Origin of the sequence: Methylobacterium gnaphalii (assembly GCF_007992215.1) — a bacterium.
Lineage (GTDB): Bacteria > Pseudomonadota > Alphaproteobacteria > Rhizobiales > Beijerinckiaceae > Methylobacterium > Methylobacterium gnaphalii.
This window is the reverse complement of sequence record NZ_BJZV01000007.1, coordinates 80,635-105,868: the sequence shown is the minus strand read 5'-3', so window position 1 is coordinate 105,868 and position 25,234 is coordinate 80,635. Positions and strand designations below refer to the sequence as shown.

Here is a 25,234-nt window from a genome sequence, read left to right as displayed (position 1 = left end):
CATGAAGATGTACGGCAACTGGCGCTCGGCCGCCGCCTTCCGGGTGCGGGCCGCTCTCAACCTTAAGGGTATCCCCTACGAGGAAATCTTCCTCGATCTCGATGCCGGCGACCAGCACAAGCCTGAATTCCGCAAGATCAATCCGCAGGGCGCGGTGCCAGCCGTGTTCGTCGATGACGGACCGCCGCTGATGCAGTCTCTCGCTATCCTCGACTATATCGAGGACACCCATCCGCAGACGCCGCTACTGCCGGCCGATCCGCGCGCCCGCGCCCGTGCCCGGTCGCTGGCCCAGGTCGTGGCCTGCGACACCCATCCGCTCTACACGCCGCGGGTGCGCAACAGGCTGATGGAGGCTTATGAGCTGCCGCGCGAGCGCATGCTCGAATTCCTGCGTTTCGCCTTCGAGGGCGGCCTGAAAACGCTGGAGGCGCGGCTTTCGGGCGAGCCCGGCACGGGGCGCTTCGCGCAGGGCGATGCGGTTAGCCATGCCGATCTCTGCATCGCCAGCCTCTGGGTCGGCACCGGCATCTTCGGTGTCGATACCGCACCTTATCCGACCGTGAAGCGCGTGGCCGAAGCCTGCCTCGCCCTCGACGGGGTTGCCCGAGCCCATCCCCTGAAGCAGCCGGGCGCGCCCACCCAGTAGCCTGTCGTCGACGGCCATCTTTCGCGCGTTGCTGTAGAAGGTTTCTGCAACCGCGGGATAAAGATATTCCAAAGTACGGTTGCGCCGTCATGGGCTATGACGGCAGCGGGCTCGTCGGTTCGGGAACGGAGTATAGGATGGTTCCGGGTGAAACAGTCACGGACCGCCACAAGATCGTGGTGGTGGGCGGCGGTGCGGCTGGCCTCGAACTGGTGACGAAGCTCGGTGATCGGCTCGGCAAGGACAGGGCGCACGTCACCCTGGTCGACCGCGCGCGCACCCATATCTGGAAGCCGCTGCTGCACGAGGTCGCTGCAGGCAGCCTCGATGTCGGCCATCACGCGGTCGACTACCTGCACCACGCCCACGCGCACCATTTCCGTTACCGCATCGGTGAGATGACCGGTCTCGACCGGGAGCGTAAGGTCATCCATCTCGCCGCCAGCTATGATTCCGAGGGCCGCGAGATCACGCCGGTGCGCGAGGTCGCCTATGACACGCTGGTGATGGCCGTCGGCTCCACCACCAACGATTTCGGTACGCCGGGCGTCGCCGAGAATGCCATCGCGCTGGACACGCCGGACCAGGCGGTGCGGTTCCATCAGCGTCTGATCAACGGCATGCTGCGCGCCCACACCCAGGTTGGCCCGGTGCGGCCGGGCCAGCTCCATGTCACGGTGATCGGTGCCGGTGCCACGGGGACCGAGCTTGCGGCCGAACTCCATCGCACGACGCGCGAGGTTGCCAAGACCGGCCTCGACAAGATCGACCCGACCAAGGATCTCAAAATCACCCTGGTCGAGGCGGCCGACCGCATCCTGCCAGCCGTGCCGGAGCGTCTCTCGGGCGAGGTGATGACGCTGCTCTCGCAGATCGGCGTCGAGGTCCGCGTGAAGGCGCGGGTCACCGAGGTGAAGCCAGACGGTGTGCAACTCGCCGATGGCGGCTTCATCCCCTCCGAGCTTGTGGTCTGGGCAGCCGGCGTGAAAGCACCGCCCTTCCTGCAGGGCGTCGGCGGGCTCGAGACCACGCGCAGCAACCAGCTCGTCGTGACGCCGATGCTGCAGACGACGCGCGACCCGAACATCTTCGCGGTCGGCGATTGCGCCTACCTCGTCGAGCAGGGCTCGGACACGCCGATCCCGCCGCGCGCCCAGGCCGCGCACCAAGAGGCCTCGCACCTCTACAAGCAGATCGTTGCCCGTCTCGACGGCAAGCCGCTGACGCCGTTCAAGTATCGCGACTTCGGCTCGCTCGTGTCGCTTGGCCACTACACGACCGTCGGCAACCTGATGGGCTTCATCCAGGGAAAGAACATGTTCATCGCCGGGCTCTTCGCCCGCGTGATGTACCGCTCGCTCTACAAGATGCACGAGATGGCGGTGAACGGCATGATCAAGACTGGTCTCGACGCGCTGGCGCGGGCGCTCACCCGCCGCGGTACGGCGCGGGTGAAGCTGCACTGAGTCACCGTGTTCGGGTTCGTGGGCGGGGAGAGGGCCTGGCGCGGCTTCGCGACGAGCTTCGTCGCGACTGTCGTCCTGCTCGGCGTCGCGGCGCTAGGATTCGTCGCGTGGCTCGACCCCTATGGGCTGCGCGTCGGACCCGGCCACGCGCCCGGTCCGATCATGGATAAGAGCCAGCGCTTCTTCTATCCACAGATTGTGCGCTCCGGCCTGTACGACGCCGCCGTGTTCGGCACCTCGACTTCGCGGCTGCTCGACCCGCGCGACCTCGACGCGGCCTTCGGAGCTCGCTTCGCCAATCTGGCGATCAACCGTGGGGCGCCGCACGAGGAAGCCGAACTGGCTCGGCTGTTCCTGCGTCACGTGAAGGCGAAGGCGCTGATCTTCGGGCTCGACTCGAACTGGTGCGAGCCCGATGCGGACCAGTACAGGCACGGCATGCCGTTTCCGGCCTGGCTCTACGAGACGGTGTCCTACAAGTCGTATTTCCGGCAGATGAGCTGGCGGACGCTGACGATGGCGCAAGGGGTGATGCTGAACCGCTTCGGTCTCGCAAAGCCGAAGATGGCGGCGAACGGCTTCACCGTGTTCACCCCGCCCGAGCAGAGCTACGACGCGAAGCGGGCGTCTGCCCATATCCACAACGATGACAACCCGCTGGATCATATTATGCCGGCGGGGATCGACATCTCCGACCCGAAGGGGCCGATGCCGGCGCTCGCCTGGCTCGACGAGATGCTCTCTGACGCGCCCCCATCGGCTCTGAAGATCGTCGCCTTCATGCCGGCCCATGTCGCCCTTCAACCCCGGGACGGCACACCCCGCGCCGAGCGCGAGCGCCTGTGCAAGGAGCGGGTCGCGCGTATTGGCGCCAAGCGCGGCGCCATCGTCGTCGATTTCCGCATCCCCTCCCCCGTGACCACGGACGATGCCAATTATTGGGATGCCCTTCACTACCGTCTTCCGGTCGCACACCGGATCGTCGATGCATTGAAGGCAGTCCAAACCGGCAGCGGCGACGATCCAGGGGGCTTCTACAAAGTCCTGACGGCGCGTTAACCGAGTCCCGGCCACGTCTTCGTCGCACTCTCGTCCAGATCGCTTGGTTTACGCCGGGCGCCCGGCCAGACCGGGGTGTTTAAGAGACGTGTTCATGCTGGTCCGTACAACCGTTGCCCTGCTTCTCGGCACGAGCGCTGCGCTCGCTGCGCCCGAGGCCAATCGCGAGGCACTGCGTCAGTACTGCACAGGCGACTATCTGAGCTTCTGCAGCGAGTTCGCCGCCGATACTCCCGAGGTGAAGGCCTGCTTCAAGCAGAACAAGGCCAAGCTCACGCCGAATTGCCGCGCCGCTATCGCCAGCTATACCAAGGCGCAGAAGCGGGGCTGAGCCTCAAGCCGCGCGCGCTGCCTCGGCACGCGCCCATTCCTGCTTGGTCTCGCCGATAAAGTCGGCGAGACGGCCGGCAGCGATGGCCGCGCGCATGTCTGCCATCAGCTCCTGATAATAGGCGAGGTTGTTCCAGGTCAGGAGCATCATCCCCAGGATCTCGTCCGAACGGACGAGGTGGTGGAGATAGGCGCGGCTGTAGTCGCGCGTCGCCGGGCAGGTTGAGGCCTCGTCGAGGGGTGCCGTGTCTTCGGCGTGGCGCGCATTGCGCAGGTTGATCCGGCCGTGCCGCGTATAGGCGAGGCCGTGGCGGCCGGCACGTGTCGGCATCACGCAATCGAACATATCGATACCGCGCGAGACCGACTGCATCAGGTCGTCCGGCGTGCCGACGCCCATCAGGTAGCGCGGCTTGGCCGTCGGCAGATGCGGCTCCACCGTCTCAATCATCGCCAGCATCACGGCTTGTGGCTCGCCTACCGCGAGGCCGCCGATGGCGTAGCCCTTGAGATCGAGATCGGTCAGCGCCCGTGCGCTCTCGACCCGCAGCTCTGGAATATCGCCGCCCTGCACGATGCCGAACATCGCCTTGCCCGGCTGCTCGCCAAAGGCCATGCGGCAGCGCTCGGCCCAGCGCAGGGAGAGCCGCATCGCCTTCTCGATTTCGTCGCGCTCGGCCGGCAGGCGTACGCATTCGTCGAGCTGCATCTGGATGTCGGAACCGAGCAGGCTCTGGATCTCGATAGAGCGCTCCGGGCTCATATGGTGGGCCGTTCCGTCGATATGCGAGCGGAAGGTCACGCCCTGCTCGTCGAGTTTCCGTAGCGCGGACAGCGACATCACCTGGAAGCCGCCGGAATCGGTGAGGATCGGCCCGTCCCAACGCATGAAGCGGTGTAGCCCGCCCAGGTGCGCCATTCGCTCCGCGCCAGGCCGCAGCATCAAGTGATAGGTATTGCCGAGGACGACATCCGCGCCGAGGTCCCGGACCTGCTCCGGATACATCGCCTTGACGGTCGCGGCTGTGCCGACGGGCATGAAGGCCGGTGTCCGGATCGTGCCGCGCGGCATTGTGATCGCGCCGGTGCGCGCGGCGCCATCGGTGGCGTCGACGCGAAAGCTGAAGCTGTCGGTCATCGGGCTTCCGGAAAGAGCAGGCTGGAATCGCCGTACGAGTAAAAGCGGTAGCCGCTTGCAATGGCATGGGCATAGGCCGCGCGCATGGTGTCGAGCCCGCTGAAGGCACTCACCAGCATGAACAACGTCGAGCGCGGCAGGTGGAAGTTCGTCATCAGGGCATCGACCGCGCGGAACCGGTAGCCCGGCGTAATGAAGATGTCCGTTGCGCCCGCGAAGGCGTGCAGCCGGCCGTTCTCGTCCGCCGCGCTTTCGAGGAGGCGCAGGGCCGTGGTGCCGACGGCGACGACGCGGCCGCTCGCCGCACGCGTGCGGTTCAGCGCCTCGGCGGTGTTCGCGCTGAGCGTGCCGATCTCGGCATGCATGCGGTGGTCTGCCGTGTCGTCGGCCTTGACCGGCAGGAAGGTGCCCGCACCGACATGCAGCGTGACCGTGTGGCGGGCGATGCCGGCCGCATCGAGTTTTGCCAGAATCGCTTCCGAAAAGTGCAGGCCGGCCGTAGGGGCAGCGACGGCGCCGGGCTCGCGGGCATAGATCGTCTGGTAGTCGGTGGCATCGCGCGCGTCGGTCGGGCGCTTGCCCGCGATGTAGGGTGGCAGCGGCAGCGCGCCCTGCGCGGCGATGGCGTCATCAAGGGCAGGGCCGGACAGGTCGAAACGCAGAGTGACCTCACCGCCCTCTCCCTTGCTCTCCAGGGTCGCGTCGAGCCGGCCGAGCTCGCAGGTGCTGCTCGCGCCCTCGTCGCTGCCGAAGCTCAGCCTGTCGCCAGGGGCGATGCGCTTGGCTGGGCGGGCGAAGGCGCGCCAGCAATCCGGCGCTTCGCGCATGTGCAGCATCGCCTCGACGCGCTGGCCTGGGGCGCCGGGGCGCCGGCGCACGCCGGTCAGGCGGGCCGGGATTACGCGGGTGTCGTTGAAGACCAGCGCATCGCCCGGCCGAAGCTGGCCGGCAAGATCGCGCACAGCGCGATCGACGAAAGGCTCTCCGGGGCGCACGACGAGCAGCCGCCCGGCATCGCGAGGGCTTGCCGGGCGCAGGGCAATCGACGTCTCCGGCAGGTCGAAATCGAATAGGTCCACGCGCATGCTGCGCCAACTGCACGGATCACCGCGACGAATCAATTCGCGGGTGCGGGATGCTGCATCGCGTGGGGCTTTCGCGTTCAAGAGGCCGTTACCACCGCGGCTGCCCGTTGATCGGGCGGCGGGCGTGGCCGAGGATCACTGTATGACGGACGAAACAGACCCGAAGCGCCTCACCCTCGACGGGCAACTCGTGAAGTATTGGGAGCGGGAGGCCGCTCGCCTCGACGATCTCGCAAGCCGCGCGATGTTCAAATGGGCTGCCCGCGGCTACGCCCGTAAGGCGGCGAGGGCGCGTTCGCTCGCCATGGCAGGACGGGCGCGGGAGGCTGCGAGGGGCCGCAAGCAGGATCCCGATTAGGCCTGATCTGAGATAATACTCTTGAAAGGCTGTGCAGCATTAGGGTGATCAACACGACGCGGCCGCACCACACCTCGCCTGGACGCCTCATAGCCGCGGCTAAAACCTTTGCCGTGGTCTTCCGGCTGGCCGGCGGCTATGGGCGCGGCATCTCCTCCTGACGATTGCGCGAGCGCCCGGTCGCATCATGAACCGCACCGAGAAAGCCGCCCTACTGAGCGCGACCATCGGCATTCTGGTGACGGCGCTAAAATTCGCGGCGTTTTGGCTGACGGGCAGCATCGCGCTCTACTCGGATGCGCTGGAGAGCATCATTAACGTGGTCGCAGCGGTCTGCGCCCTTGTGGCCCTGCGGGTCGCCGCGCAGCCAGCCGACGACAATCATCCCTACGGCCACCATAAGGCCGAGTATTTTTCCGCGGTGATCGAGGGCACGCTGATCATCGTCGCGGCCCTGCTGATCCTGCGCGAGGCCTATCTGGGCATCGTCTCGCCCAAGGCCATCGACGCGCCAGTCATTGGCCTCGCCGTGAACGGGCTCGCCACCGTGATCAACGCGGCCTGGGGCTGGGTGCTCCTGCGCCGTGGCCGCGCCTGGCGCTCGCCTGCGCTCGTCGCCGATGCGCGCCACGTCATCGCCGACGTGGTGACCTCCGGTGGCGTCATCGTTGGCGTAGCGCTGGTGCTGCTCACCGACGTGTTGGTGCTCGATCCCCTAGTGGCCGGACTCGTTGCCCTGCAGATCCTGTGGTCGGGCTGGACGATGATGCGGGACTCGATCAACGGCCTCATGGACCAAGCTGCCTCCCCCGAGATGATCCAGAAGATCCGGGAGCTGATCTCCAGTCACGGCGAGGGCGCCCTAGAGGCGCATGACGTGCGTACTCGCCACGCCGGCAGCGCGACCTTCGTGGATTTCCACTTGGTCGTGCCGGGCGAGATGAGCGTCGCCGACAGCCACGCCATCTGCGACCGGATCGAGAACGGAATCGAAGCTGCCGTCGAGGGGGTCGTCGTCACCATCCATGTCGAGCCGGGAGACATGGCCAAGGCGCGCGGCGTGCCGGTGATCTGATCAGCCCGCGTCCACGGTTGGTCCGAAGATCGGCTCGAAGGTCGCGCGCAGAGCCATGTCGGCTTCCGGCATGGAGATGATCCGCCCGAGATCGGCGAGGCTTGTCACGCCGTGCTGGTGCACCCCGCAGGGCACGATGCCGGAGAAATGTGTGAGGTCGGGCTCAACGTTGAGGCTGATGCCGTGCAGGCTTACCCAGCGGCGCACGCGGATGCCGATCGCCGCGATCTTATCCTCGACTCCCTCCCCCTTCTCGGGGCGTCGCACCCAGACGCCGACGCGGTCCTCGCGGCGCTCCGCCCGGACGTTGAAAGTGTCGAGGGCAGCGATCAGCCAAGCCTCCAGGCTCGCCACGTAGGCGCGCAGGTCCTGCCGGCGGCGGCCGAGGTCGAGCATCACGTAGGCCACGCGCTGGCCAGGTCCATGATAGGTGTACTGCCCTCCCCGCCCTGTCCGGTGGACCGGAAAGCGATCCGGCTGCACCAAGTCGGCCTCCTGCGCGGATGTGCCCGCCGTGTAGAGCGGTGGATGCTCCAGCAGCCAGACGAGCTCCGGTGCCTCACAGCGCGCAATGGCGGCAGCCCGCGACTCCATGGCCTCCACGGCATCGTCGTAGCCGATCAGCTCGTCGCTCACTTGCCATGCGACCGCCGGTGAGCCGGGCACAGCCAGGAACGAGACCGGGCTCACCGACAGGCGAGGTGCCGATTGTGGTGAGGTGATCGGGGCGTCGTTTACCAAGGCTTCACCATAAAGCGCGGAAGGTCGATGACGGCATCGATCGGTGGCGCTTGCAGCGCCGTCAGCCGGGCCGTGGGCTCAAGGATCGTGGCGTGGCCGTTCTCGAAGACCTTAAAGTCGACCTCAAGGTAGTGCTCGGGCGCAGCCACATGCCGCTGCACATGCTGCTGCGCATGGGCCGCGGCGCCGTGATCGAACTCGAATCCACCGAGACCGATATGGTCGAGATTCTTGCGAACGACCACCCGATCGCCCGCGGACAGATCGTGGTCACGGGAAACCGCATCGCCATTGAGGTGACCGAACTGATCCGCAGGCCGGCCGTCATCCGCGAACCGGGCATGACCATCGGTGAGGGCGAGGTGCCGGTTCTCGAACACGCGGAAGCGCTGCTTTGATGGCGTCGGACGCACGAATCCGCAAACCGCGCTTGTGCCCGCTAAATCCATCTGTTATCCGCTCCGCCGCTCACACGGGCTCACCGGCCCCGCTCGCGGCGCTGGCCTCGGGAACATGTGGCGAGCGGCCATGGCGGAATTGGTAGACGCGCTAGCTTGAGGTGCTAGTCCCGCGAGGGGTGGAGGTTCGAGTCCTCTTGGCCGCACCAACCTGACGGTTGGTGCTTTTTCTTGATCGACGCTTCCGACGATCGAGGCGGATTTCCCGGCCTCGGAGGCGAGCGCGTAGCTCAGCTGGTAGAGCAACGGACTTTTAATCTGTAGGTCCTGGGTTCGAGTCCCAGCGCGCTCACCAAATCTTCCAGTAACTACAGCGACTTAGACTTGAACGGCACTGCGGCCAACGCGGCGGTGTGTCCAAGAACTAGTGTGCTGTGTCCAAACCCCCCTTCCGATGGGGCTGTGATCCGGCACCGAACAGGTTCTTTCGGGTCTCTGCCCAGCCTTCTTCGAGCTTGCGCATCGCACTCTTCGCCAGCCGGCGCTTGTTCACGTCGCGGCTGTAGTGCCGCACCATCTGCTCCGACATCTCGACGATCGCCGAGACCTCGGCCTCGGTGCAGCCGGTCTCGAGCAGCATGTTGACGGCGTTCTTGCGCAGGCCGTGGAAAACGAAGCCGTCGTCGCGAAACTGCTCCATTGCCGCAGCCTTGGCGGCCGAGCACTCGACCGGCCGGCCCTTGCTGTCCTTCATCGTCACCTCGCGCTGCCAGGCCGTGCGGTAGCCGCCGAGCGTCCAGGGCTCGCCATCCTCGCGCAGGTGCAGCGCCGCGTGATCGATGTGGGTGCGGGTCAGGATCTCGCGGTACTCGGAATGGATGGGGACGAAGACCTCTGCGCCCGTCTTCCTGGCGATGAGCTCGATCGCGTTGGCGCCCGGCGCCGGCCGGAGCATCGGCAGCACGTCTACCGAACGCTGGCCGGTGTAGAGCGCCGAGAAGACGGGAAGATGCAGCCCCGGGCGCACGTGCTCGAAGAACGTCTCGAACGCGCGCTCCGACCAGGGCTTGTGCGGCTCGACGTCGTGATCGACCTTCTCGGTGATCGCGGCCACATTGCTCGTGCAGAAGCCCCGCGCGGCGCCGAACGAGAGCAGCTTGGACAGCACGGCCCGGAAATACCGTGCACCGGACGGCGTGGACGATCGCAGGTCGATCGCTTGCTGAGCGTCGACCGCCGTGAGCGTCTCGACGGGCTGGCTGCCCCACGCGTCTGCGATCGCCTTGAGGTGCCGGTCGTAGTCGCGCTTCGTCAGGTCGGCGAGCTTCGTGTAGGCCGGATGCGCCTGGTAGACCTCGATCAGCGCGTCGAACGTCTTGCGCGCCTTGCCGTCGTCGGCGCGGTCGCGGATCTCGGCGGCATCGACGGCCGACCAGAACGCGGCGGCCGCTCCCTCTCCGCGCGGTGACGGCAGCGGGTAGGACCGTCCGGAAGGGCTGATCCAGGCCCATGACCAGCCCGCGTCGGTTTGCTCGGCGACCAGGGCCTCGCACTGCTGACACCGACGCCAGAAGGCATCGTCGCGCGGGGAATCGAGCAGCGGCACGACCGGCCAAGCGCGGGGAGTGCCGCGGAACCGCTCGTAGCTGAAATACATGCGCCCGGACGGGTTCGGGCGCCCGCGCACGTGGCGCGGCAGGTCAACCATTCCGGCGCCGCTCCGGGGCCTTCCCCCGCTCAAACGCGTCACGCGCCATCTCCCCGAGCGACTTCGCTGGGGCCGCAGATGACACCGACGACTCAGCCGGCGTCAATTCTGGGAACAAGCTCGGGTGCCGGCGATGCCGCCAACGGTCGACCGCCTCAAGGTCGTAGTTCCCGGTGTCTGGATCGGGCCGAGGGAAGCCGCGCATGAACAGCCGCACCTTGCAGGCCTCGAAGGCGGCGAGGCTGATGTGCAGCCGGCGCGCGACCTTCTCGGCCGGCACGTCGCCAGGCTCGACACGGAATCGGATGTCCGGGGCGGCAGGCACCCGAGTGCTAGGCATTGCCCTGCCCTCTCTTTCTCGCATTGGCCGCCGCGAGCTCCTTCGCCGCGAAAGTGACGTCGCGGTACGCATGGATGTGGGCGAGCGGCGGATAGGTGCCGGCTGGGATCGTCGTAATGCGCCTGCTGAGAAGCTTCAGCGGCTCCTTGGCTTCCGCCAGATCATGCATCAGCGAGACGATCTGGAAGTAGGAATCAGCGTTCATCACGCGGTGGTGGACAGCCGCCGGCGCGCCGTTTTCGTGCCAGAACTCGGCTTGGTGCATCAGCATGCCGATTTCGGCGTCGTAGAAGCGCTGGATCTCGGCGAAGATCATCTTCGCGACCTCGTCCTCCATCCGCTGCCAGATCGCCTTCGCCGACGGGCACAGCATCTCCCACTCGTCGACGGTGCCGCGCGGACCCTGCTTCTCGCCGGCAAACCGGGCTTCGTAGGCCGTGCGGCCGGGTTCCATGCTCACTCGTGCAGCTCCGGGAAGAACTCGCGCAGGAGCTTGTCCGTCTCCGCCTCCGGCAGAAACTCCAGGATCGCGTCCGCCGCTTCCCCCTGTCCCGCATCCAGGAGCCGCCATGCCTGCGCGAGCATCGCCTCCTTCAGCCGGTCCTTCGCGGCGTTCGGAAACGTCATTTCCCAGAGCGTGCGTTGGCGCTCGATGCGCAGTTTTTCCTCGGCGAGCCACCTCCGGTTCGCCTCGAGGTTCTCCTGCTCCCACTGCCGGAGCTGCGCCTTGGTCGGCATGGTGGCGGTCCTCCGGTGTCATGCTGCTGCTCCCATTGCTTCGGTCGGCCGCACGCCGCGCTCGGCCAGCGCTTCAAGGTCCGGGCGCTTCCAGATCGACAGGCTTCGTTCGTAGCCGAGCGTAAGCGGATGCAGCGGGTGGCCATCCTGGGCGGTCCCCAGACACCAGAGCGGGATGCCGTTAGCCTCGGCGATGCCGGCGACCTCCATCCATCGGTTGCGGAGCCAGCGCGGCAGCTTCGCGCACGGCCCCCAAGCGACGATCACCTTCTTGGCCTCGCGCATGATCGCGCGCAGATGGTCGCCACCGTCGACACCTATTGGGTCGGCTGCCGTGCGCAGCGCGCGGATGTCGGTCGCGCGATAGGCGAACAGGTTGCCGACGACGATGTGACCAGCACCTAGCCGCTCGGAGAATCCGATCACCTTGCGGATGGTGTGATCGTTTGCCTCGGCGTCGGCCGTCGACGGGTTCACCATGATCCAGGCGAAGGTCGGACCCGCAAGCAACCCGCCGATGCTACGCTCGAGGCGATAGCGGTATGCGCCGCACGGAGAGATGATCGCACTCACGCTGCGGCTCCTGCGATGTCGAGCGGCTGCCAGCGGATCAGCATGCCGTCGAACTCGTCGATGCCGGGGTGCTCCGCCGCCCAGAAGGCGACGAGTTCATCCCAGCAGCCGAAGCCATCGCGCACGGCGAATGCGTCCAGATCCTCCTGCGATCGGATCCAGCCGTCGTTGCAGAACACCACACCTTGGCGCAGATCCATGCGGATGGGCGTGGCCTCGATGCAGACGGATACGCCGAGCCGCCGGCAGTACTTCGTGCGCATGCCGGTGAAGAGATGCGTCAGCTCGCCGGGCCGAGCATGCCGCTTCCGGTTGGCCCGGATCGTCTGCGCCTTGGTGCCGGCGAGGATCGGCTCGGCGAAGCGCTTCTTAAAGCTGTAAGCCACCATCAGACCCGAGCCTCCGGCATGCCGTTGTGCTCGACGCCGTCTAGGAGGCGGCCGGCGGCCTTCTTGCCGATCCGGATCATCGCGCCTCCGAGGCGGTCATCAGGATCGTAGAAGTACCAGCGGGGTCCGGTCGGACGTCCGTAGACGTCGAACATGCTGTCGGTCGGTGCGCAGTGCTGTGCCGTCGCCAGGCCCTCGTCGAGCCAGTCGCCCCATTGCTTGAAGAAGAAGGGGACGCCGGCAGCGACGCATTGCTCGCGGATGCTGCGCGCCCAGTGCGGGTGCATCGGCCGGGCGTTCGGGCCGCTCTCGCCGCCGACGATGACGAGATGGATGCCAGTGAGGTCGATCTCGCCGAGGTCTTCGAGCAGCGGCTCGATCGACAGGAAGCGGACCGCCGCCGGCACGGCGCGCAGGTGGTCGATATTCGCGAGCCGCTTCCGGTCCTCGACAGTGGCGCCGAGCCAGACGTTACTAGGCAGGCCAGCGTCCCACCTCGGCCAGACCATCTTGGCGATGTTCTGAGGACGCTTGGTCAGCAGCATCCAGTCGAGGCTCGGTGTCGCCTCGATCAACTCGAACAGGTCAGAACGCCAGACCTCCTTCGCCTGGTTGTCGAACACGTCGGCGAGGGAGGCGCAGAACACGCGGTAGCGGATGCCGGCAGCCGCGGCGCTGCGGTTCCACTTCAATGGTTTCCGCCAGTTTTCCTCGGACGTGCGGCGGCGGGAGCCTTCCCAGAGGTGGGGCTGACCCGTGCGCTTCGCCCAATCGGCCGCGTAGCAGTTATCGCAAGCCGGGCTGATGCGCGTGCAGCCGGTCCACGGATTGAAGGTGTGGTGCGCCCACTCGATTTTCGTGTTCTCGGCCATCACGCCGCTTCCTGCAGTGCGGCTGCCGACCGCTTCGAGCCACGCTTCGCCTTCGGCTTCGCGGCGCCCGGGCCTGTGTAGTGGACGGTGCGCAACTCGGTCGGCAGCCAGCCGTGCTTCGTCGCCTCGATCTCAGCGAGCGCAGCGATGTCGCCCTTCTTCGTCGAGGTGCAGGTGTTGCGTCCGTGGATCTCGGTGAGCGCTGCGATCGCGTGCGCCTTCGACGCGCCGGCGAAGTAGGCTACGGCATCAAACTGCTCTCCGACCTGGTGCCGAACCTCGTCCGGATCGATCGCGGCGAACACGGCTGAGACCGAGGCCGCGTCGACGCCTTTCGCGACACTGGACATCGCGCCGAACGCCGTGCTCGAGGCGTCGATCGCCGCGCCGGCGACGGCCGCGAGCAGCTCGAGGCGATCGTCCTGCGGCATGTCCCGTACCGTCTGCAGGACCTCAGGGAACTTGCCGAGCTGCAGTTCGGCCACGCGTTCCTTGAGCGGGCCGGCCGCGCGTCCCGAGTGGCGGACGATGCACGGCGATCCCGAGTGGGTCAGGAACGTGGCCAGCATGACCGACAGCGCGAGATCCGGATCGGTCGCGAGGCTGCCGGCGAGCGCGTCGGACAGCTGGCAGGACAGCGTGTGGGCGAGTGTCTGGCTGAGAGGCTTCGGCCCCTCCTCTACCGCCGGCGCTGGTTCGCCGGCCGACGCCTTGGCGCCTGGCTTGAGGACACCGCGCCTGATGGTGACCTTACCGCCCCAGCCGATGTCGATGATGGCGCCGGCGCGAGCCCGGTCATCGTCGGCGTAGGCGCGGGCCTCCGCCGCCTGCTCGATCTCCCGACACTCGGCAGTGATCCTGAGGCGCTCATCACCGATGCAGCTGCTCTCGCGAAGGCGCGCCTCGTTCTCAGCCAGGTCGGCTTTCTCGCCCTTCGTGAACTGCATCTCGCCGGGCGTGATCTTCGGCCAGAGGTAATGGTCCATGCTGACGTCGTCAGCGAGCGCGACCCAGGACCAGCCTTCGGCCTTCAGCTCATCGACGAGCGATTCCGTCTTCTCTTGGACAAGCCGCGCAATGATCTCGGGGTTGGCGAGATCCTTGCGGTCGCTGAACAGGTCGGTGCGCACCGTGCCGCCGGCGGCCTTGTAGGCATCGAGACCGACGAATTCGACGAGCTTCCCGCTCGCGCTCGCGAAGGTCTTCGAGAACTCCTCCCGGACGCGGTACGGATAGACGCCGCCTTCCTTCCCAAGCCGCCTGAACACCTCGAGCTGGTGCTCGACGTCGCGCGCCAGCGTGAAGGCCTGGGCGGTCTCGGCGTGGATCTTCCCCTTGCGCCAGGCGTCGAGGATCTCAGGAGCGAGGCGACCGAGCGCCAGGCGCTGTTTCACCTCCTTGCGAGGCATGCCGAAACGCGTGGCGATCGCGGCCTCACTGATCGCGTTCTTGCCGGTGCCGAGTCGGGCGAAAACCTCGTATTGGTCGACCGGGTGAAGCGGCAGCCGGTTGAGGTTTTCCGCGAGCGACACCTCAAGCGCCTCGCCGTCGGCGAGATCGCGCGCCACCACATCGATGAGCGGGTTCGGCTCCGGCAGCTTTCCCGCAGCCGCCAGCTTCTGCAGGGCGGCGAGCCGGCGGTTGCCGGCGATCACCGTGAAGCGAAGCTCATCACCCTCGGTGCGACGGACGACGAGCGGCTGGATCAGACCGTGGGCGAGGATGGACGCCGCCAGTTCGTCGATCGCCTCATCCTGACCCATGGTCCTGGCGTTGACGCTCACGCCGGTTTCGCCGTGCCCGAAGTCGAGGAGATCGAGCGGCACCGCCTGGGTCGCGGCAAAGAGATACGAGGCTGGTTGGGGCTTCATGCTGCCGCTCCTTGTTCGGTGAGGGATGACTGGGTCGGTTTGCCCGGACGGTAGGTCTGCGCATGGCGGACGATGTCGGCGTAGGAGGCGCGGTGGAGCGCGTGCCAAAGCTTCCGGCATTGCTCGAGGTCGAGCTGCTCGATCGCCGCGTGCCCGCGCTCGATGCCGAGCAGCGCGGCGGTAAATCCTGTGATCCTGTCATCCGCGAGCGCACTGGCGTTCGGGTTCTGAGCGAGCGCCTCGGCGATGATCCGCGCAATCTGGCGCTCAGCCAGCAACGCACGGGCGGTCCGCGTCTCCTCGCCGGCTGGTGTGCCAATGGGCCGATCCGAGATCGGATCGTGCCGGCACCACGATTCCCTGCAGACTGGACACGACCACACCCGCGCGTCGGCAAGGCTAGGATCGGAGACGACAGCCTCCCAGCCCAGCATCATGGCGGCCTCGGTGCCGCAGTCGGTGCAGAAGGGCGCGGACATCGTCTATGCCGCGGCCGACGATGCGGGACGCCGGGCTTTTCGGGTGTTTCGGACCAGGACGATGGCGAGGCCGCGCCACTTCTGGACCTGGTGCTCGGCGGCTACCAGCGCAGCCTGTCGCTCGGCGGACGCGCCGAGGTTCCGCAGCGTCGTAGCCAGCGCTTCACGGCTGTAGTGACCGGCATGCTTTGCTTCGAACAGCAGCGTTTCGACCGCCTTCAGCGCGGCGGCCGAGATCGGAGCGAGGCCTGCTTCCACGCAGGTCTGAACAACCTCTCGCGCTCCTTTGGCATGCCGGCGACGTACAAGTGCCTTCAGGACCTCTACGGCAGTGGTGTCGCCGACTTGGTACCTCGACGGTTTGCCGCGAAGGATCCGGGCACCGGCGCGCTCGCAGACCTGCTGCAGCGTGAGCGAGTCCTCATCGCCAGCAGCGACCAGACCGAAATGCATCTGCATGCCGGTCATTTGCGTACGATCGCGATTGTGCCGAACGAAGGCATCCGCGCGGTCCTCACGTCGATCGGCGCGGACGATCATCACCGGGATCTCATCGACCTCGGGGTGAGTGGCAGCGGCGATTGCGGTGTGTTGCCCATCGATGACGTGCAGAGTGCCGTCGACCTCGACGACGACGGGTGGCTTGAACGCGCGCCAGGACCACTCCGCAACGATCCTTCGAATGAGACGTCGCGAGTTCTCGGACAGATCGCGCTGATAGACGCCGTCGACGTGTAGCTTGGTAGGATCGACATTCTCGAAGCGCGGCACGGCGTCGGTCTCACCGCCGGGCACCAGGTCGACGACCTGAAGCGGCACGATCCGGCGCGTCCTCGTCTCCGATACGGTCGTGGTTTCGGCCTCTCCGGTCTGCGTGTGAGGCGGCGCTCTGTTGGCGGCGCCGGTCGGCAGACCGAGCTTTCTCAAGTGGAAGAGAACAGTGGTGTGATCGAGACCGAAGAACTCAGCGAGCCACGGCAAGCTTCGATTCGGCCAAGCCTTCCGCACCGCGCCAATGGCAGCCCGCCTCGCATCCACGACAACGGCAACGCGGCTATCGCTGAAGATGTCTCCAGCAGCGACACCGTGCTTCGCAGCGACGTCGTTGACGATCACACGGGGATCGCGCGGTAGGCCGTCCTGAGCAACGTTGCGTGCCGCTCGCTGCCTGACCGCAAGGGCTTCACGCTCGGCGCGCTTTGCCTGTTCGTCCTCGAGGGCCTTTTCTGCCTCTTGCCGCTCCTGTTCCACACGCAGTTTCGTTGCAGCAGCTTGTCGCTCGCGTTCTTTGGCACGCTCCGCCTGGCGCTGGTCGGCCGCCTTCTTCAGCGCGTGCATTTCCTCGATCGTCTTAGGCTCCGAGACGTGGACATTCATGGGCGTACCTCCTCACAGCGGAAGCGGCGGATCGCGCGCGGCAGCGCCGCGAGCGGCATGTCGTCGGCGAGCTCGTCGTCGTCGTTGACGGGCAGCCCGACCGGCGCGGCTTCTCCGGCCTGCTCCTGGCAGCGCGGGTCCGGGCAGTCGTCACAGCCGCAGCCGCCGAACTCGTCGGAGCCGCAGCAAAGGAATCCGCAGGGGCAGCACATCAGGCGCTCGCCTCCATGCGGGCGTCGCGCCGAGCGAGCGTCATGATGCGGCCGAGCACGCTGTTGGGCGGCCGCCCGAGGCGACGGGAAATCTCGGCGGTGGTGAGACCTTCGGCCTCCAGTTCGACGAGCTTGGCATCCTCATCGGCCGTAAAGCGGCGCACTATGTGGTTGCCGCGACGGACGGACCCGGGAACGGTCGGCACTTCTTTCAGCCGCTGAGGGTGCGGCGGTTCGGCGCCGAGGCGGAGGCACTGCCACGACACGGCGGAGATCGAGCATCCAATCGCAGCTGCGATCTGTCCGCACGACTTTCCGGCCTCGCGCATCGTTGCGATACGCTCGCGATCGGCTTCGGTGAGGCGCCAGGGCTTGCTCATCAGGGCCGAGCCTCAGCCTGAATGCCCATGGTGCGCGCGCGATGGTTCGCGACTGCCTCGGCCATGGAGATCTGGCGCGCCTGGGTGGTGGCGGCGCCCTCGTCGAATAGGGCTGCGCTTGCGGAGTCCATCAGCCAGCCCCGGCCCCAGACCGTCTGGATCTCGATGCCGCTTCCTGAGGATTTCAGCTTGTGCCGAAGCTTGCAGATCAGGACGTCGAGGATCTTCTGATCGGGGGCGCCGTCGATCATGCCGTAGAGGGCGATGATCCCGCGCTCCCGGTGCAGCACGTTGGGGCTGGCCGCACGCAGGGCACGCAGGAGATCGAGCGACTGGCCCCGTATGCCCCAGGCCATCGGGATCGGCAGCGAAGGGCGCAGCAGCTCCTGGTACTGGCGCACGGTTTCTCGAAGGGTGTCCCGCTCTACGAGGAGTTCGACGACCTGGTCGCGGGTCAGGTGATGCGCATGCGCGTTCATGTCAGGCTGTCCCTTCTGTTCGGATGGTGCGGAGGTGTTGGCTCTCGGTAGGCTGCTGACCGGCGAGGGCGGCGGCGTATTCGTCGCTAAAGGCCTCGGCCGCCGCGCGCGGCAGGACGACCTTGACGACAAGCTCGCCGAAGTCGTCCGTGACGGCGACGACCACCTTTCCGCAGGTGCAGAGCGGGAAAGGGCATCGGGTGGCAGTGATGGCGGCCATGATCAGGCTGCCTCGCTTTTCAGGCGCGCGATCGCCTCGTCCCCAGGGAAGCCGTCGCTGCCGCTGGTGCGGTGGGCGAGCTCGTCGAGCTCGGTCCCGATCGCGTCGAGCGCCTTGTCATGCTCAGGGCTGAGGTTGTTCCGGAACTGACGCAGCGCGACCGCTCCGGCTGCGGCGGCCTTGCGAGCGTCACGACAGAGGAATTGCCAGCCGCCAGCTGACAGACGCGAGCCTTCGGGTGGCTTGAGCAGATCGGTGGAGCGAGCGGCGGGTGGGGCTGCCTTCGTTGGCGCGGGAGCCTGCCGGCGTGGCTCGGCCGCCGCCGCGGGCTCACCTCGTGCCCACGCGGCCAAAGCACGGCCAGTCTCCTCGCTGAGCTGCCGATCAAGCGGTACCGCCGAGCGGTGCTGCGACTGCAGCTTGATCGGGATCGGCACGCCGGGATTGAGCGGCGTAAGGAGCAGCGACGTCGTCAGCTCGTAGGGGAAGCGCTTCTCCACAATCGGGACCCAGCGCTCTTCGACAGGCAGGTCCTTCGCCGGGATGATGACGGTCTTCTTGTAGGAGCCGCGCCCGTTGGCCTTCTGCTCCTCGACGGTCTCCATGCGCATCTTCTCATCGGCACGCATGCAGATGATCAGATGAGCCCGGCACTGCAGGAGGCGAGCGACGAGGCGCTTGTTGCGCATCTTCGGCTCTTTCCAGGCGCCGATCGACGCCTTGTCGAACTCGACCGCCTCGTCGAACCGCCAGCCATTCTGCTCGGCCTGCAGACGTTTCTTCTCGACCGTGGCGGCAGCGAACTCGTCGTGCATGTCCTGCAGGCCGCCGACCCCGTCCCAGCTGTGGGAGAAGCTGTCGACGATGATCACCTCGAAGCCGGCCTGGTCGGCGGCTGTGATCGCGGCGAGATACGCTTCGGGCTGGAAGGGCGGGTGCAGGTCGCCATGCGCGAAGCCGAAGGTGTTCTCGCCCGGCTGCTCGCCCGGGGCCGGCGCATAGTGCTTGGCGCGGCCGCCCTCGGAGTCGACGACAGCGATCTTGCTGTCGTCGCCACCGGCGAGGCCGCGGCCGATCTTGAAGGCCGAAAGCGTCTTGCCGGAGCCCGACGCCCCAGCGATCCCGATGAGGAGGCCGACGCGATCGCGTACGGCCGGCGCGAAGGTGAAGCTCACGCGGCATCTCCATAGTCGAGGGGGCGCCAGGGGCTGTTGGCGAGGTCGAAATTTGGGACACCGCGCAGCTGCGGATCGAGTTCTTCGCGCTCGGCCCAGCGCTTCGATGCCCATTCCGGGAACTCGGCGCGCACGATGTCGGTCGGGTAGCCCGGCCAGTTCCCGGTCTTCAGACACTGGTTCCAGCGGTGGATCGCAGCCGCGACCTTCCGCGAGCCAATCCCCATGCCGACGTTGTCGACCTCGGCGACCGAAAGGCCGTGCGGGAATTCGTTCTCGACGAAGATCCAGCGAAAGCGGATGCGGCCCTGCAGCTTAGGGAAGAGCAGACCGAGCACGTGAACGTAGAGAGCCGCCTGGATCTCCATATTCATGTTGTCGATGCGGCGGCCGAGCGTCTGCGGGGCGGCCGATTGTTCGCCGGTCTTCACGTCCCAGATGATCGCGTGCGTCGGATAGATCTCGACGCGGTCCATCATGATCCGCAGCCACGCGCCGGATTGGTCCCGGCAGATCGCAACGACCTCCGATTCTGCTGCGGCGAAGGCATCGCAGCCGTCCATGCCGGCGAGGCCGCTCAAGACGCGGTCCGCGAGGGTTTCGGCCTTCTGCGCGTCCGGGCGAAGGATGGGCGAGGCGCCGTCCATGTAGGCGCGGGCACGCTCTGACTTGGCAAAGCCGGTCTTGTAGTCGTCGGCCTCGATGATCACGAGCTGCTCGCCGGCGCCGAGGATGAGCTTGTGCGCCGCCGTGCCGATCTCCTTCGGCCGGGTCGGGTCCCTCTCGTCCGCGTCTTTCGGCTTCGCAATGCGCGGGTGGGCGCACGCGGCGTGCTCCGGGCTCTGCTCGATGATCAGCTTCGCGATCGACGATGACAGAGACGGCTCGGGGCTAGGGTCGGCGTGGTAGACCTTCGCCGGCATCCGGTAGAGGCCTGGGCCCGGCACCAAGCCTTCCGTGTGTTCTGCGATCTGGATCATCGCGATCACTCCGCAGCCTGGGCGACGATGGCGGCGCCGAGGACCTGGCCGTCCTCGATGACGACGGCGGTGGAGCGACCGGACTGGACGCATTCGATCCAGACTTGGCAGTCAGCCTCGACTGCCATCTCCGCGAGGATGCGCATGGCCTCCTCGTCTAGGAGAGAGCCGTCCTGAACGCGGATGACGCGGAGCTTCGGGTTCGCCGCCATGGCGATGGCGACTGACGTCCGGAGTTGCTCGGCCGAAGAGGCCTGATCGAACGGGACGCCGTTCAACAGGATCTCGTCGTCGCCGAAGCTGATCCCGGGCACCGGCAGTTCGGCCCTGGCGATGGCCTCGCGCTTCTCGGTCTCGCGCGCCTCCATAGCCTTGGTCAGCGCGGCCGACTTCTCCTCGAACTCCTTCGCGCGGGCCTCGACGCGCGCCTTCTCCTCGCGCTTGACGACGGCCGCATTCACGGTCTCGGCTTCCGCGATCTGCTGACGCAGTATGGCCGTATCGATCGGCTCCGGGAGCGGCTCGGCCTTCTCGATCTTCTCGCGGATCGGCGCGGCCTCGTCCTTCAGCCCTATGATGTCCTGGTCGAGCCGGTCGGCCTGGGCGCGAAGCTCGGCGGCGCGTGTCTCGGCGATGCGGATGCGCTCTTCGAGCCCACGCAGCTCTCGAGCGGTGTCCTCGCGACGGGCGCGCCGGCGCTCGATATCGGTGTTGTGCTCGCCGGCCCGCTCCATCGCCTCTACGAGGGCGGCGGTGCGCACGCGTTCCTTCGGCGTGTTCGACGGAATCTCGATGGCGGAGGCCTGCGAGCGCAGCGCGCGTGCCGTGCGGTTCACGTCGGTGCGCTTGTCGAAGTCATCCTTGTTCGCCTTCTCGATGGCCGCGAAATCGACGTCGGGCACGAAGCGTTTCAGCGCCTCGAGCTGGTCGTTCGGCTGCATGCGGGTGAAGGCGAGCGGGTCGAAGCTCAGGGAGCCGATCAGGCTGTTGAGCATGTTCTGCGGCGAGGGGAACCGAGCGCCCTCCTCGCTCTCGATGACGACGTTCGTGGTGAAGCCACCGTCCTCGCGAGCTTTGAAGGTGCGCGTCACCTTGATCCCGCCAAGGTCCAGCCGAATGCGGGCCTCGTCCTCGCCTTTCCGGATCGGCTTCGACTGGATGTTCGCGGTACCCGACAGAGCCCACCAAATCGCATCGAGCACGGAACTCTTGCCCTGCCCGTTCCGACCAGTGATCTCGACCAAGTTGCCGTCGGGGCTGATCGAAACCGCCTTCAGACGTTTGATGTTCTCGGCTTCGAGCTGGATGATCTTCATGGGATCACTCCCCTTTCCGGGTGAGACTGAGTTTTTCAGCGAGCGCGCGGCTCTGCGCGGAGACGCTGGCGAAGTGCGGTGGATGGGGCTGGCCGCGAACGTCGCCGACGATGAGCCTCGCGAGTTCGGAGCGAACCGCCTTGAAGTCCTCTGGGGCGCGGGCAAGCCGGATGCGGTGTTCGCGCAGGACGTGGTTCAACACCTCGACCATGCCGGTCTCGGTGGCGATGTTGAGCAAGCCGACCCCGTGCTTGTGGAGCATGTCGGCCGCGGCCTCGGGCGTGACCTGTCCCAGCATGTTGGCGATCGCGCGCTCAGCCGACACGACGCGCCTCCTCCTCGATGTCCTCGGCGGTCGCCTTGTCATTCGCCGGCAGGCGCGCGACGGCGCGACGAAGCTCGTCGTCAAGGACTGGGATCAGGACGAGAGCGAGGGCGATGAAGCCGATGAGCACGATGGCGAAGGCGGCGAGCGGGTTCATGCCGCCCTCCGAAGTTCATGCCCGTCCTGCTCGCGCTGTGCGGGCTCGGCCTCGTCGGCACGATCATTGTCGCGAGCGACGGCGCAGAGCGTGGTGAGCAGCGTCGCGTCTGTCGCGATGACGCTCATCAGCCAGTCCGGCACGTCGGCCTCGACGATGCCCGCGATCTTGGCGCTGACGATCTCGACCGTGTCGGCGCAGCCAGAATTGCCACGGTCGGCCGGGCGGCCGGCCTCGAACGTGTAGAGGAGGATCAGGCGGACCTCGTGCTGGCCGCCATGATCCAGGTCGAAGCCGAGCGTGGTCTTGAAGACGCGGATGCGCATCATGCCACCTCGGCGCTGGTGAGATCGCGGGTGACGGCGGCGCGCTCGCCCTCGCCCGCCGCGAGGCGATGGACGTGGATCTCGGTGGCGCCCGCGCGAACCGAGCGCTCGATCCACTCGGCGACCGAGCATCCGGGGTAGGCGGCCATGGCGACGAGGCGGGCGCGGCCGTCCTCGCTCCGGTGCACCGCGAGCAGCACAGCATCATCGTGCTCGCGTAGGTCCGGGCAGCTGCAGGCGTGGACGCCGACAACGTAGCGGCAGCCCGAACGGCCGCGCCATGCCGAGAGCGCGATCGCCGGTGTGCCAGAGAGCTGGGACGTGATCCGGAGGCGTTCCTCGCGGACAGCGGGTTCGGGACGGCGACCGAGGACGCTGGCCAGGCGGATCTGAGGAGCGGTGGCCATCTATGCGGCCTCCCGCGCTTGCCCTGCCTCGAGGCGGGCAGTGGCATCGGAGAGCCGGGAGCGCAGGCCGCACTCAATCGCGGTCAGGTCGAGCGCCGTATAGTTCCGGTTCGGCTTGTGCAGCTGTGCCTTGCACCGATCGTTGTTGGCGAGGCGGAGCTTGAGCTCGTCAATCTGGAACTCGGGCGTGGCCAGGACGGCGAGCACCTTGTCCAGATCAGTGAATAACGTTGCGAGGCGATCGGCGGAGGCGGCCATGTCACTCGCCTCCGACGTCGAAGGAGACGAGGCAGGCGTTCACGCCGGTGCCGGAGGCCTTGAACGATCCGACGGGCAGGTCTTCGACCGTCGCGTTGTGCTGGTCGAGGAAGGCTCGGAACCCGGCGAACAGGGGCTCCTGCCGAAACCGGATGCTCGCCGACATGATCGCGACGAGGCGGCCGCCGGGCTTCAGGAACTGAACGGCGTGGGTGACGTGCCGGACGTCTTGGCCCCGCGTGAAGGGCGGGTTCATCACGACGCGGTCGTAGCCGTCATCGAAGTCAGGATCGAAGTCGACAGCGAGGAAGTCGCCTTCGAGAACCGAGTTGAAAGCGATCGACGCGAGGAGATGGACGTTCTTCGGGTCGAGCTCGACGCAGTCGACCAAGGCACCGAGCAGGTATGCCGGAGCCGCAAGCGCGCCCCGTCCGGCGCTCGGTTCCAGCACCGACATGCCAGCCTCGATCCGGGCCTCGGAGATGACACGCTCGGCCAGGATCGCGGGCGTGTAGAACTGCTGCAGCTCCTGGCGGATGCTGACGATCTCGCCGGTGAGAATGATCGGCTCGATGGCCTCGGCCGCGTCACCGTCGAACAGGTGAGCCTTGGCCTTGCGGTTCCACTTCCCGCCGGCGGCTTCGAGCACCTTGTTCGTGTCGGTGTAGAGCTTCCGGTCGAGCTGACCGAGATCGGTGAGCGAGAGGGCGTTGCCCTCGCAGGTGGCGCGGTCGAGGACCGCCAGGACGTCCTGAGAGACGCGCACCGCTCAGCCCCGACCGTAGCGGTGGTGGCCGACGCCGATGACGACGGATAGCAGCAGAATCGGCGCAAAGGGCGCCAGGTTGGCAAGGAAGGACATGGCAGGCTCCATCGCTGGCAGGCGATGGGCTATAATCTGCACAACGCAGATTTCAGGTCAACTGCATTTTGCAGATTATTATCGGTGGGCTCGATCCGTTGGCCTTCGGCGCCAAGCCGAATTGTCCACACGCATCCACAGTACGCAGATTTTTGTTCTTGATGTGTTCCCTGTTGCCCGGTGAGCTTGAGGCCTCACGACTCGGAGGCAGTGATGAGCGATCGAAGCGATGTGTACGGGGTTCAGACGTTCTTGAAGGACCGGAAGGGGCATTTGTGCCAGGGCAGCACCTTCGAGTGTCGCGACGCCGACGAGGCGCGCCGAATGGCCGAGCAGCGGGTGCAACGTGGCGCGGTCGTCGGCTCGGCCGCCTTCCTGCGGCGCGACTTCAGCAAGGAGTTCGATGACGGCTCGGAGCCGATCACGCTGGCGACTTATGGGCGGGTGCCGCCTGGGGTCGCGGATGCTCTGCCGTTCTAGAAACTGAGGCGCTCGACCTTACGAACTGGTCGAGCGCTTCCTTTGGGATGGCTTTCTCAGGCGCTCCTCATGCTGGACGCGTCGCTCGATTAGGTGCCACTCATCGGCGGGAATGATGCCGCAGATCCGAGCCGCCCACTCTACTTCGACGTTCCGCATGGTCGCGACCGTGCGATTGATGCTTTCAAGATCGTAGCGCCGATCGGCACTACCCTCGAGCAGCACTTTGAGCTGCCGTCCGTGCTCGACCGTACCGAGTGCGACGCGCTTGCCTATGTAGGACGAGACATCGCGGGTGTGAGACCGGCAGAGGATGACGGTGTCTGGCTCGTAGATCGGCAGCATCGATTCGCCGACGACCTGGTAGGCGATCACCGCATCGGGAAAGCGACCTACGGTCTCGATCTCGTATTCGATCCCCGGTTCGGACTGCCAGCTCGAGGTATCAATTGATCCTCCGGCGCCGATCCTACCGCCGAACGGGACGAGCATCGGCGGCAACGTGCCGTGTTCTCCGAAGACAAGGCTACCAGCGCTGATGTGGAAGAACTTCGCGTAGCGGCGCGCCTCCTCATCGGTGAACCCACGGGATCCGGCTTCGTGTCCCGAGTAGGTCCCATAGGGCACATCCATGGCCTCCGCCGCTGCCTTCGCGGTCGGATAGCGTTTCTCGCGCGCCTCGCGCAGCCGATCGTGCTTGGTCTTTTCGTCGCCCATTCCTGCACTTTGCAGAAAGTTAGTCTGCAAATCTGAGAACGACCCCCTTGCCTTAAAATCTGCGTTGTGCAGATTATGCGCGCTATGGAGACGTTCGCTCAGATCATCGCCGCGATCGGCTATGTGCGCCTGTCGACCCTCACGGGCCGGCCGGTCGGAACCGTCAGCTCGTGGCAGAGCCGGGACGTCCTTCCCCCTGAGTATTGGTCCGTCACCGTGCGGGAGGCTGAAGAGCGAGGGCTCGCTGGCATCACGCATCAGGTGCTCGCTGACATCGCCGCGCGGAATGCCCGT

Annotated in this window: 35 protein-coding genes and 2 tRNA genes; 10 read left to right on the top strand and 27 right to left on the bottom strand. The window is 66.6% G+C overall.

All coding sequences use genetic code 11. The features are described from left to right. The first annotated feature begins 1 nt into the window (after position 1). From maiA to MGN01_RS08590, 4 genes are all read left to right on the top strand, one after another. Positions 2-649, top strand: a complete 648-nt coding sequence (gene maiA / locus MGN01_RS08605) for a maleylacetoacetate isomerase (protein WP_147046189.1) — start codon at positions 2-4, stop codon at positions 647-649. 137 nt (positions 650-786) lie between these two features. Continuing rightward, complete coding sequence (locus MGN01_RS08600; RefSeq protein WP_147046188.1) at positions 787-2,115, top strand: NAD(P)/FAD-dependent oxidoreductase; 1,329 nt, start codon at positions 787-789, stop codon at positions 2,113-2,115. 6 nt (positions 2,116-2,121) lie between these two features. Continuing rightward, positions 2,122-3,174 carry a hypothetical protein gene (locus MGN01_RS08595; protein WP_147046187.1) on the top strand — a complete coding sequence of 351 codons (1,053 nt, stop codon included), beginning with the start codon at positions 2,122-2,124 and terminating at the stop codon, positions 3,172-3,174. Positions 3,175-3,268: 94 nt separating this feature from the next. Then, the gene (locus MGN01_RS08590; protein ID WP_147046186.1) at positions 3,269-3,505 is read left to right on the top strand and encodes a hypothetical protein; all 237 of its coding nucleotides are present in this window, start codon (positions 3,269-3,271) and stop codon (positions 3,503-3,505) included. Between the two features lie 3 nt (positions 3,506-3,508). Here MGN01_RS08590 and tgt read toward each other — a convergent pair whose 3' ends face one another. Together tgt and queA are read right to left on the bottom strand one after the other, a co-directional pair. Then, positions 3,509-4,642, bottom strand: coding sequence for a tRNA guanosine(34) transglycosylase Tgt (tgt, locus tag MGN01_RS08585; RefSeq protein ID WP_147046185.1), 1,134 nt, complete (start codon positions 4,640-4,642; stop codon positions 3,509-3,511). Further along, entirely contained in the window at positions 4,639-5,727 is a 1,089-nt protein-coding gene (gene queA / locus MGN01_RS08580; RefSeq protein ID WP_147046184.1) for a tRNA preQ1(34) S-adenosylmethionine ribosyltransferase-isomerase QueA, read from the bottom strand. The genes tgt and queA overlap by 4 nt, the downstream gene beginning before the upstream one ends. A gap of 142 nt (positions 5,728-5,869) precedes the next feature. On the opposite strand from queA, the gene MGN01_RS08575 reads away from it, so the two are divergent. Continuing rightward, positions 5,870-6,085 (top strand): hypothetical protein, encoded by a 216-nt coding sequence (locus tag MGN01_RS08575; protein WP_147046183.1) that lies wholly within the window; start codon positions 5,870-5,872, stop codon positions 6,083-6,085. A 187-nt stretch (positions 6,086-6,272) separates the two neighbouring features. Next, positions 6,273-7,160, top strand: coding sequence for a cation diffusion facilitator family transporter (locus MGN01_RS08570; RefSeq protein WP_147046182.1), 888 nt, complete (start codon positions 6,273-6,275; stop codon positions 7,158-7,160). On the opposite strand, the gene lipB is transcribed toward MGN01_RS08570, so the two are convergent. Further along, complete coding sequence (lipB, locus tag MGN01_RS08565) at positions 7,161-7,856, bottom strand: lipoyl(octanoyl) transferase LipB (RefSeq protein ID WP_238257785.1); 696 nt, start codon at positions 7,854-7,856, stop codon at positions 7,161-7,163. A 137-nt stretch (positions 7,857-7,993) separates the two neighbouring features. Between lipB and MGN01_RS08560 the strand changes: the two genes are divergently transcribed. From MGN01_RS08560 to MGN01_RS08550, 3 genes are all read left to right on the top strand, one after another. Continuing rightward, on the top strand, positions 7,994-8,299 hold the full coding sequence (locus MGN01_RS08560) for a FliM/FliN family flagellar motor switch protein (RefSeq protein WP_147046180.1): 306 nt from the start codon (positions 7,994-7,996) through the stop codon (positions 8,297-8,299). A gap of 124 nt (positions 8,300-8,423) precedes the next feature. Continuing rightward, positions 8,424-8,508, top strand: a tRNA-Leu gene (locus tag MGN01_RS08555). A 70-nt stretch (positions 8,509-8,578) separates the two neighbouring features. Further along, positions 8,579-8,654, top strand: a tRNA-Lys gene (locus MGN01_RS08550). A 69-nt stretch (positions 8,655-8,723) separates the two neighbouring features. Here MGN01_RS08550 and MGN01_RS08545 read toward each other — a convergent pair. From MGN01_RS08545 to MGN01_RS08440, 23 genes are read right to left on the bottom strand one after another with little or no spacing between them, the layout of a single operon-like run. Beyond that, positions 8,724-10,007 (bottom strand): site-specific integrase, encoded by a 1,284-nt coding sequence (locus MGN01_RS08545; protein WP_147046179.1) that lies wholly within the window; start codon positions 10,005-10,007, stop codon positions 8,724-8,726. Beyond that, positions 10,000-10,347, bottom strand: a complete 348-nt coding sequence (locus MGN01_RS08540) for a hypothetical protein (RefSeq protein ID WP_147046178.1) — start codon at positions 10,345-10,347, stop codon at positions 10,000-10,002. The genes MGN01_RS08545 and MGN01_RS08540 overlap by 8 nt, the downstream gene beginning before the upstream one ends. Next, complete coding sequence (locus tag MGN01_RS08535) at positions 10,340-10,807, bottom strand: hypothetical protein (protein WP_147046177.1); 468 nt, start codon at positions 10,805-10,807, stop codon at positions 10,340-10,342. The genes MGN01_RS08540 and MGN01_RS08535 overlap by 8 nt, the downstream gene beginning before the upstream one ends. Continuing rightward, positions 10,804-11,085, bottom strand: a complete 282-nt coding sequence (locus MGN01_RS08530) for a hypothetical protein (RefSeq protein WP_147046176.1) — start codon at positions 11,083-11,085, stop codon at positions 10,804-10,806. The genes MGN01_RS08535 and MGN01_RS08530 overlap by 4 nt, the downstream gene beginning before the upstream one ends. Positions 11,086-11,103: 18 nt before the next feature. Further along, complete coding sequence (locus MGN01_RS08525) at positions 11,104-11,658, bottom strand: DUF1643 domain-containing protein (RefSeq protein WP_147046175.1); 555 nt, start codon at positions 11,656-11,658, stop codon at positions 11,104-11,106. Further along, positions 11,655-12,047: an ASCH domain-containing protein gene (locus MGN01_RS08520; protein WP_147046174.1), complete on the bottom strand. Its 393-nt coding sequence runs from the start codon at positions 12,045-12,047 to the stop codon at positions 11,655-11,657. The genes MGN01_RS08525 and MGN01_RS08520 overlap by 4 nt, the downstream gene beginning before the upstream one ends. Then, the gene (locus MGN01_RS08515) at positions 12,047-12,919 is read right to left on the bottom strand and encodes a phage Gp37/Gp68 family protein (RefSeq protein WP_147046173.1); all 873 of its coding nucleotides are present in this window, start codon (positions 12,917-12,919) and stop codon (positions 12,047-12,049) included. The genes MGN01_RS08520 and MGN01_RS08515 overlap by 1 nt, the downstream gene beginning before the upstream one ends. After that, positions 12,919-14,790, bottom strand: coding sequence for a ParB/RepB/Spo0J family partition protein (locus MGN01_RS08510; RefSeq protein ID WP_170245905.1), 1,872 nt, complete (start codon positions 14,788-14,790; stop codon positions 12,919-12,921). Before MGN01_RS08510 ends, MGN01_RS08515 begins: the two co-directional genes overlap by 1 nt. Next, a complete protein-coding gene (locus tag MGN01_RS08505) occupies positions 14,787-15,269 on the bottom strand; it encodes a hypothetical protein (RefSeq protein WP_147046171.1) in 483 nt (160 codons plus the stop codon). Before MGN01_RS08505 ends, MGN01_RS08510 begins: the two co-directional genes overlap by 4 nt. 3 nt (positions 15,270-15,272) lie before the next feature. Then, the gene (locus tag MGN01_RS08500) at positions 15,273-16,646 is read right to left on the bottom strand and encodes a helix-turn-helix domain-containing protein (RefSeq protein WP_147046170.1); all 1,374 of its coding nucleotides are present in this window, start codon (positions 16,644-16,646) and stop codon (positions 15,273-15,275) included. Continuing rightward, positions 16,643-16,858 carry a hypothetical protein gene (locus MGN01_RS08495; protein ID WP_147046169.1) on the bottom strand — a complete coding sequence of 72 codons (216 nt, stop codon included), beginning with the start codon at positions 16,856-16,858 and terminating at the stop codon, positions 16,643-16,645. Before MGN01_RS08495 ends, MGN01_RS08500 begins: the two co-directional genes overlap by 4 nt. Beyond that, positions 16,858-17,238, bottom strand: a complete 381-nt coding sequence (locus MGN01_RS08490) for a helix-turn-helix domain-containing protein (RefSeq protein WP_147046168.1) — start codon at positions 17,236-17,238, stop codon at positions 16,858-16,860. Before MGN01_RS08490 ends, MGN01_RS08495 begins: the two co-directional genes overlap by 1 nt. After that, positions 17,238-17,717 carry a winged helix-turn-helix domain-containing protein gene (locus tag MGN01_RS08485; protein ID WP_147046167.1) on the bottom strand — a complete coding sequence of 160 codons (480 nt, stop codon included), beginning with the start codon at positions 17,715-17,717 and terminating at the stop codon, positions 17,238-17,240. Before MGN01_RS08485 ends, MGN01_RS08490 begins: the two co-directional genes overlap by 1 nt. Before the next feature lies 1 nt (position 17,718). Next, complete coding sequence (locus MGN01_RS08480; RefSeq protein ID WP_147046166.1) at positions 17,719-17,937, bottom strand: hypothetical protein; 219 nt, start codon at positions 17,935-17,937, stop codon at positions 17,719-17,721. A gap of 2 nt (positions 17,938-17,939) precedes the next feature. Next, the gene (locus MGN01_RS08475) at positions 17,940-19,112 is read right to left on the bottom strand and encodes a DEAD/DEAH box helicase family protein (protein WP_170245902.1); all 1,173 of its coding nucleotides are present in this window, start codon (positions 19,110-19,112) and stop codon (positions 17,940-17,942) included. Further along, a complete protein-coding gene (locus tag MGN01_RS08470) occupies positions 19,109-20,092 on the bottom strand; it encodes a PD-(D/E)XK nuclease-like domain-containing protein (RefSeq protein ID WP_238257525.1) in 984 nt (327 codons plus the stop codon). The genes MGN01_RS08475 and MGN01_RS08470 overlap by 4 nt, the downstream gene beginning before the upstream one ends. Positions 20,093-20,097: 5 nt before the next feature. Continuing rightward, positions 20,098-21,408 carry an ATP-binding protein gene (locus MGN01_RS08465; RefSeq protein WP_147046164.1) on the bottom strand — a complete coding sequence of 437 codons (1,311 nt, stop codon included), beginning with the start codon at positions 21,406-21,408 and terminating at the stop codon, positions 20,098-20,100. A gap of 4 nt (positions 21,409-21,412) precedes the next feature. Continuing rightward, positions 21,413-21,733 carry a hypothetical protein gene (locus tag MGN01_RS08460; RefSeq protein WP_147046163.1) on the bottom strand — a complete coding sequence of 107 codons (321 nt, stop codon included), beginning with the start codon at positions 21,731-21,733 and terminating at the stop codon, positions 21,413-21,415. After that, positions 21,723-21,890 carry a hypothetical protein gene (locus MGN01_RS23490; RefSeq protein WP_170245901.1) on the bottom strand — a complete coding sequence of 56 codons (168 nt, stop codon included), beginning with the start codon at positions 21,888-21,890 and terminating at the stop codon, positions 21,723-21,725. The genes MGN01_RS08460 and MGN01_RS23490 overlap by 11 nt, the downstream gene beginning before the upstream one ends. Further along, the gene (locus MGN01_RS08455; RefSeq protein ID WP_147046162.1) at positions 21,887-22,219 is read right to left on the bottom strand and encodes a hypothetical protein; all 333 of its coding nucleotides are present in this window, start codon (positions 22,217-22,219) and stop codon (positions 21,887-21,889) included. The genes MGN01_RS23490 and MGN01_RS08455 overlap by 4 nt, the downstream gene beginning before the upstream one ends. Beyond that, the gene (locus MGN01_RS08450) at positions 22,216-22,623 is read right to left on the bottom strand and encodes a hypothetical protein (protein ID WP_238257527.1); all 408 of its coding nucleotides are present in this window, start codon (positions 22,621-22,623) and stop codon (positions 22,216-22,218) included. The genes MGN01_RS08455 and MGN01_RS08450 overlap by 4 nt, the downstream gene beginning before the upstream one ends. Continuing rightward, positions 22,624-22,881 carry a hypothetical protein gene (locus MGN01_RS08445; RefSeq protein ID WP_147046161.1) on the bottom strand — a complete coding sequence of 86 codons (258 nt, stop codon included), beginning with the start codon at positions 22,879-22,881 and terminating at the stop codon, positions 22,624-22,626. 1 nt (position 22,882) lies between these two features. Further along, positions 22,883-23,647 (bottom strand): methyltransferase, encoded by a 765-nt coding sequence (locus MGN01_RS08440; RefSeq protein WP_147046160.1) that lies wholly within the window; start codon positions 23,645-23,647, stop codon positions 22,883-22,885. Between the two features lie 309 nt (positions 23,648-23,956). On the opposite strand from MGN01_RS08440, the gene MGN01_RS08435 reads away from it, so the two are divergent. Next, positions 23,957-24,223 (top strand): hypothetical protein, encoded by a 267-nt coding sequence (locus MGN01_RS08435; RefSeq protein WP_147046159.1) that lies wholly within the window; start codon positions 23,957-23,959, stop codon positions 24,221-24,223. Between the two features lie 18 nt (positions 24,224-24,241). Here MGN01_RS08435 and MGN01_RS08430 read toward each other — a convergent pair whose 3' ends face one another. Continuing rightward, entirely contained in the window at positions 24,242-25,198 is a 957-nt protein-coding gene (locus MGN01_RS08430; RefSeq protein ID WP_147046158.1) for a LexA family transcriptional regulator, read from the bottom strand. Between the last annotated feature and the right edge of the window lie 36 nt (positions 25,199-25,234).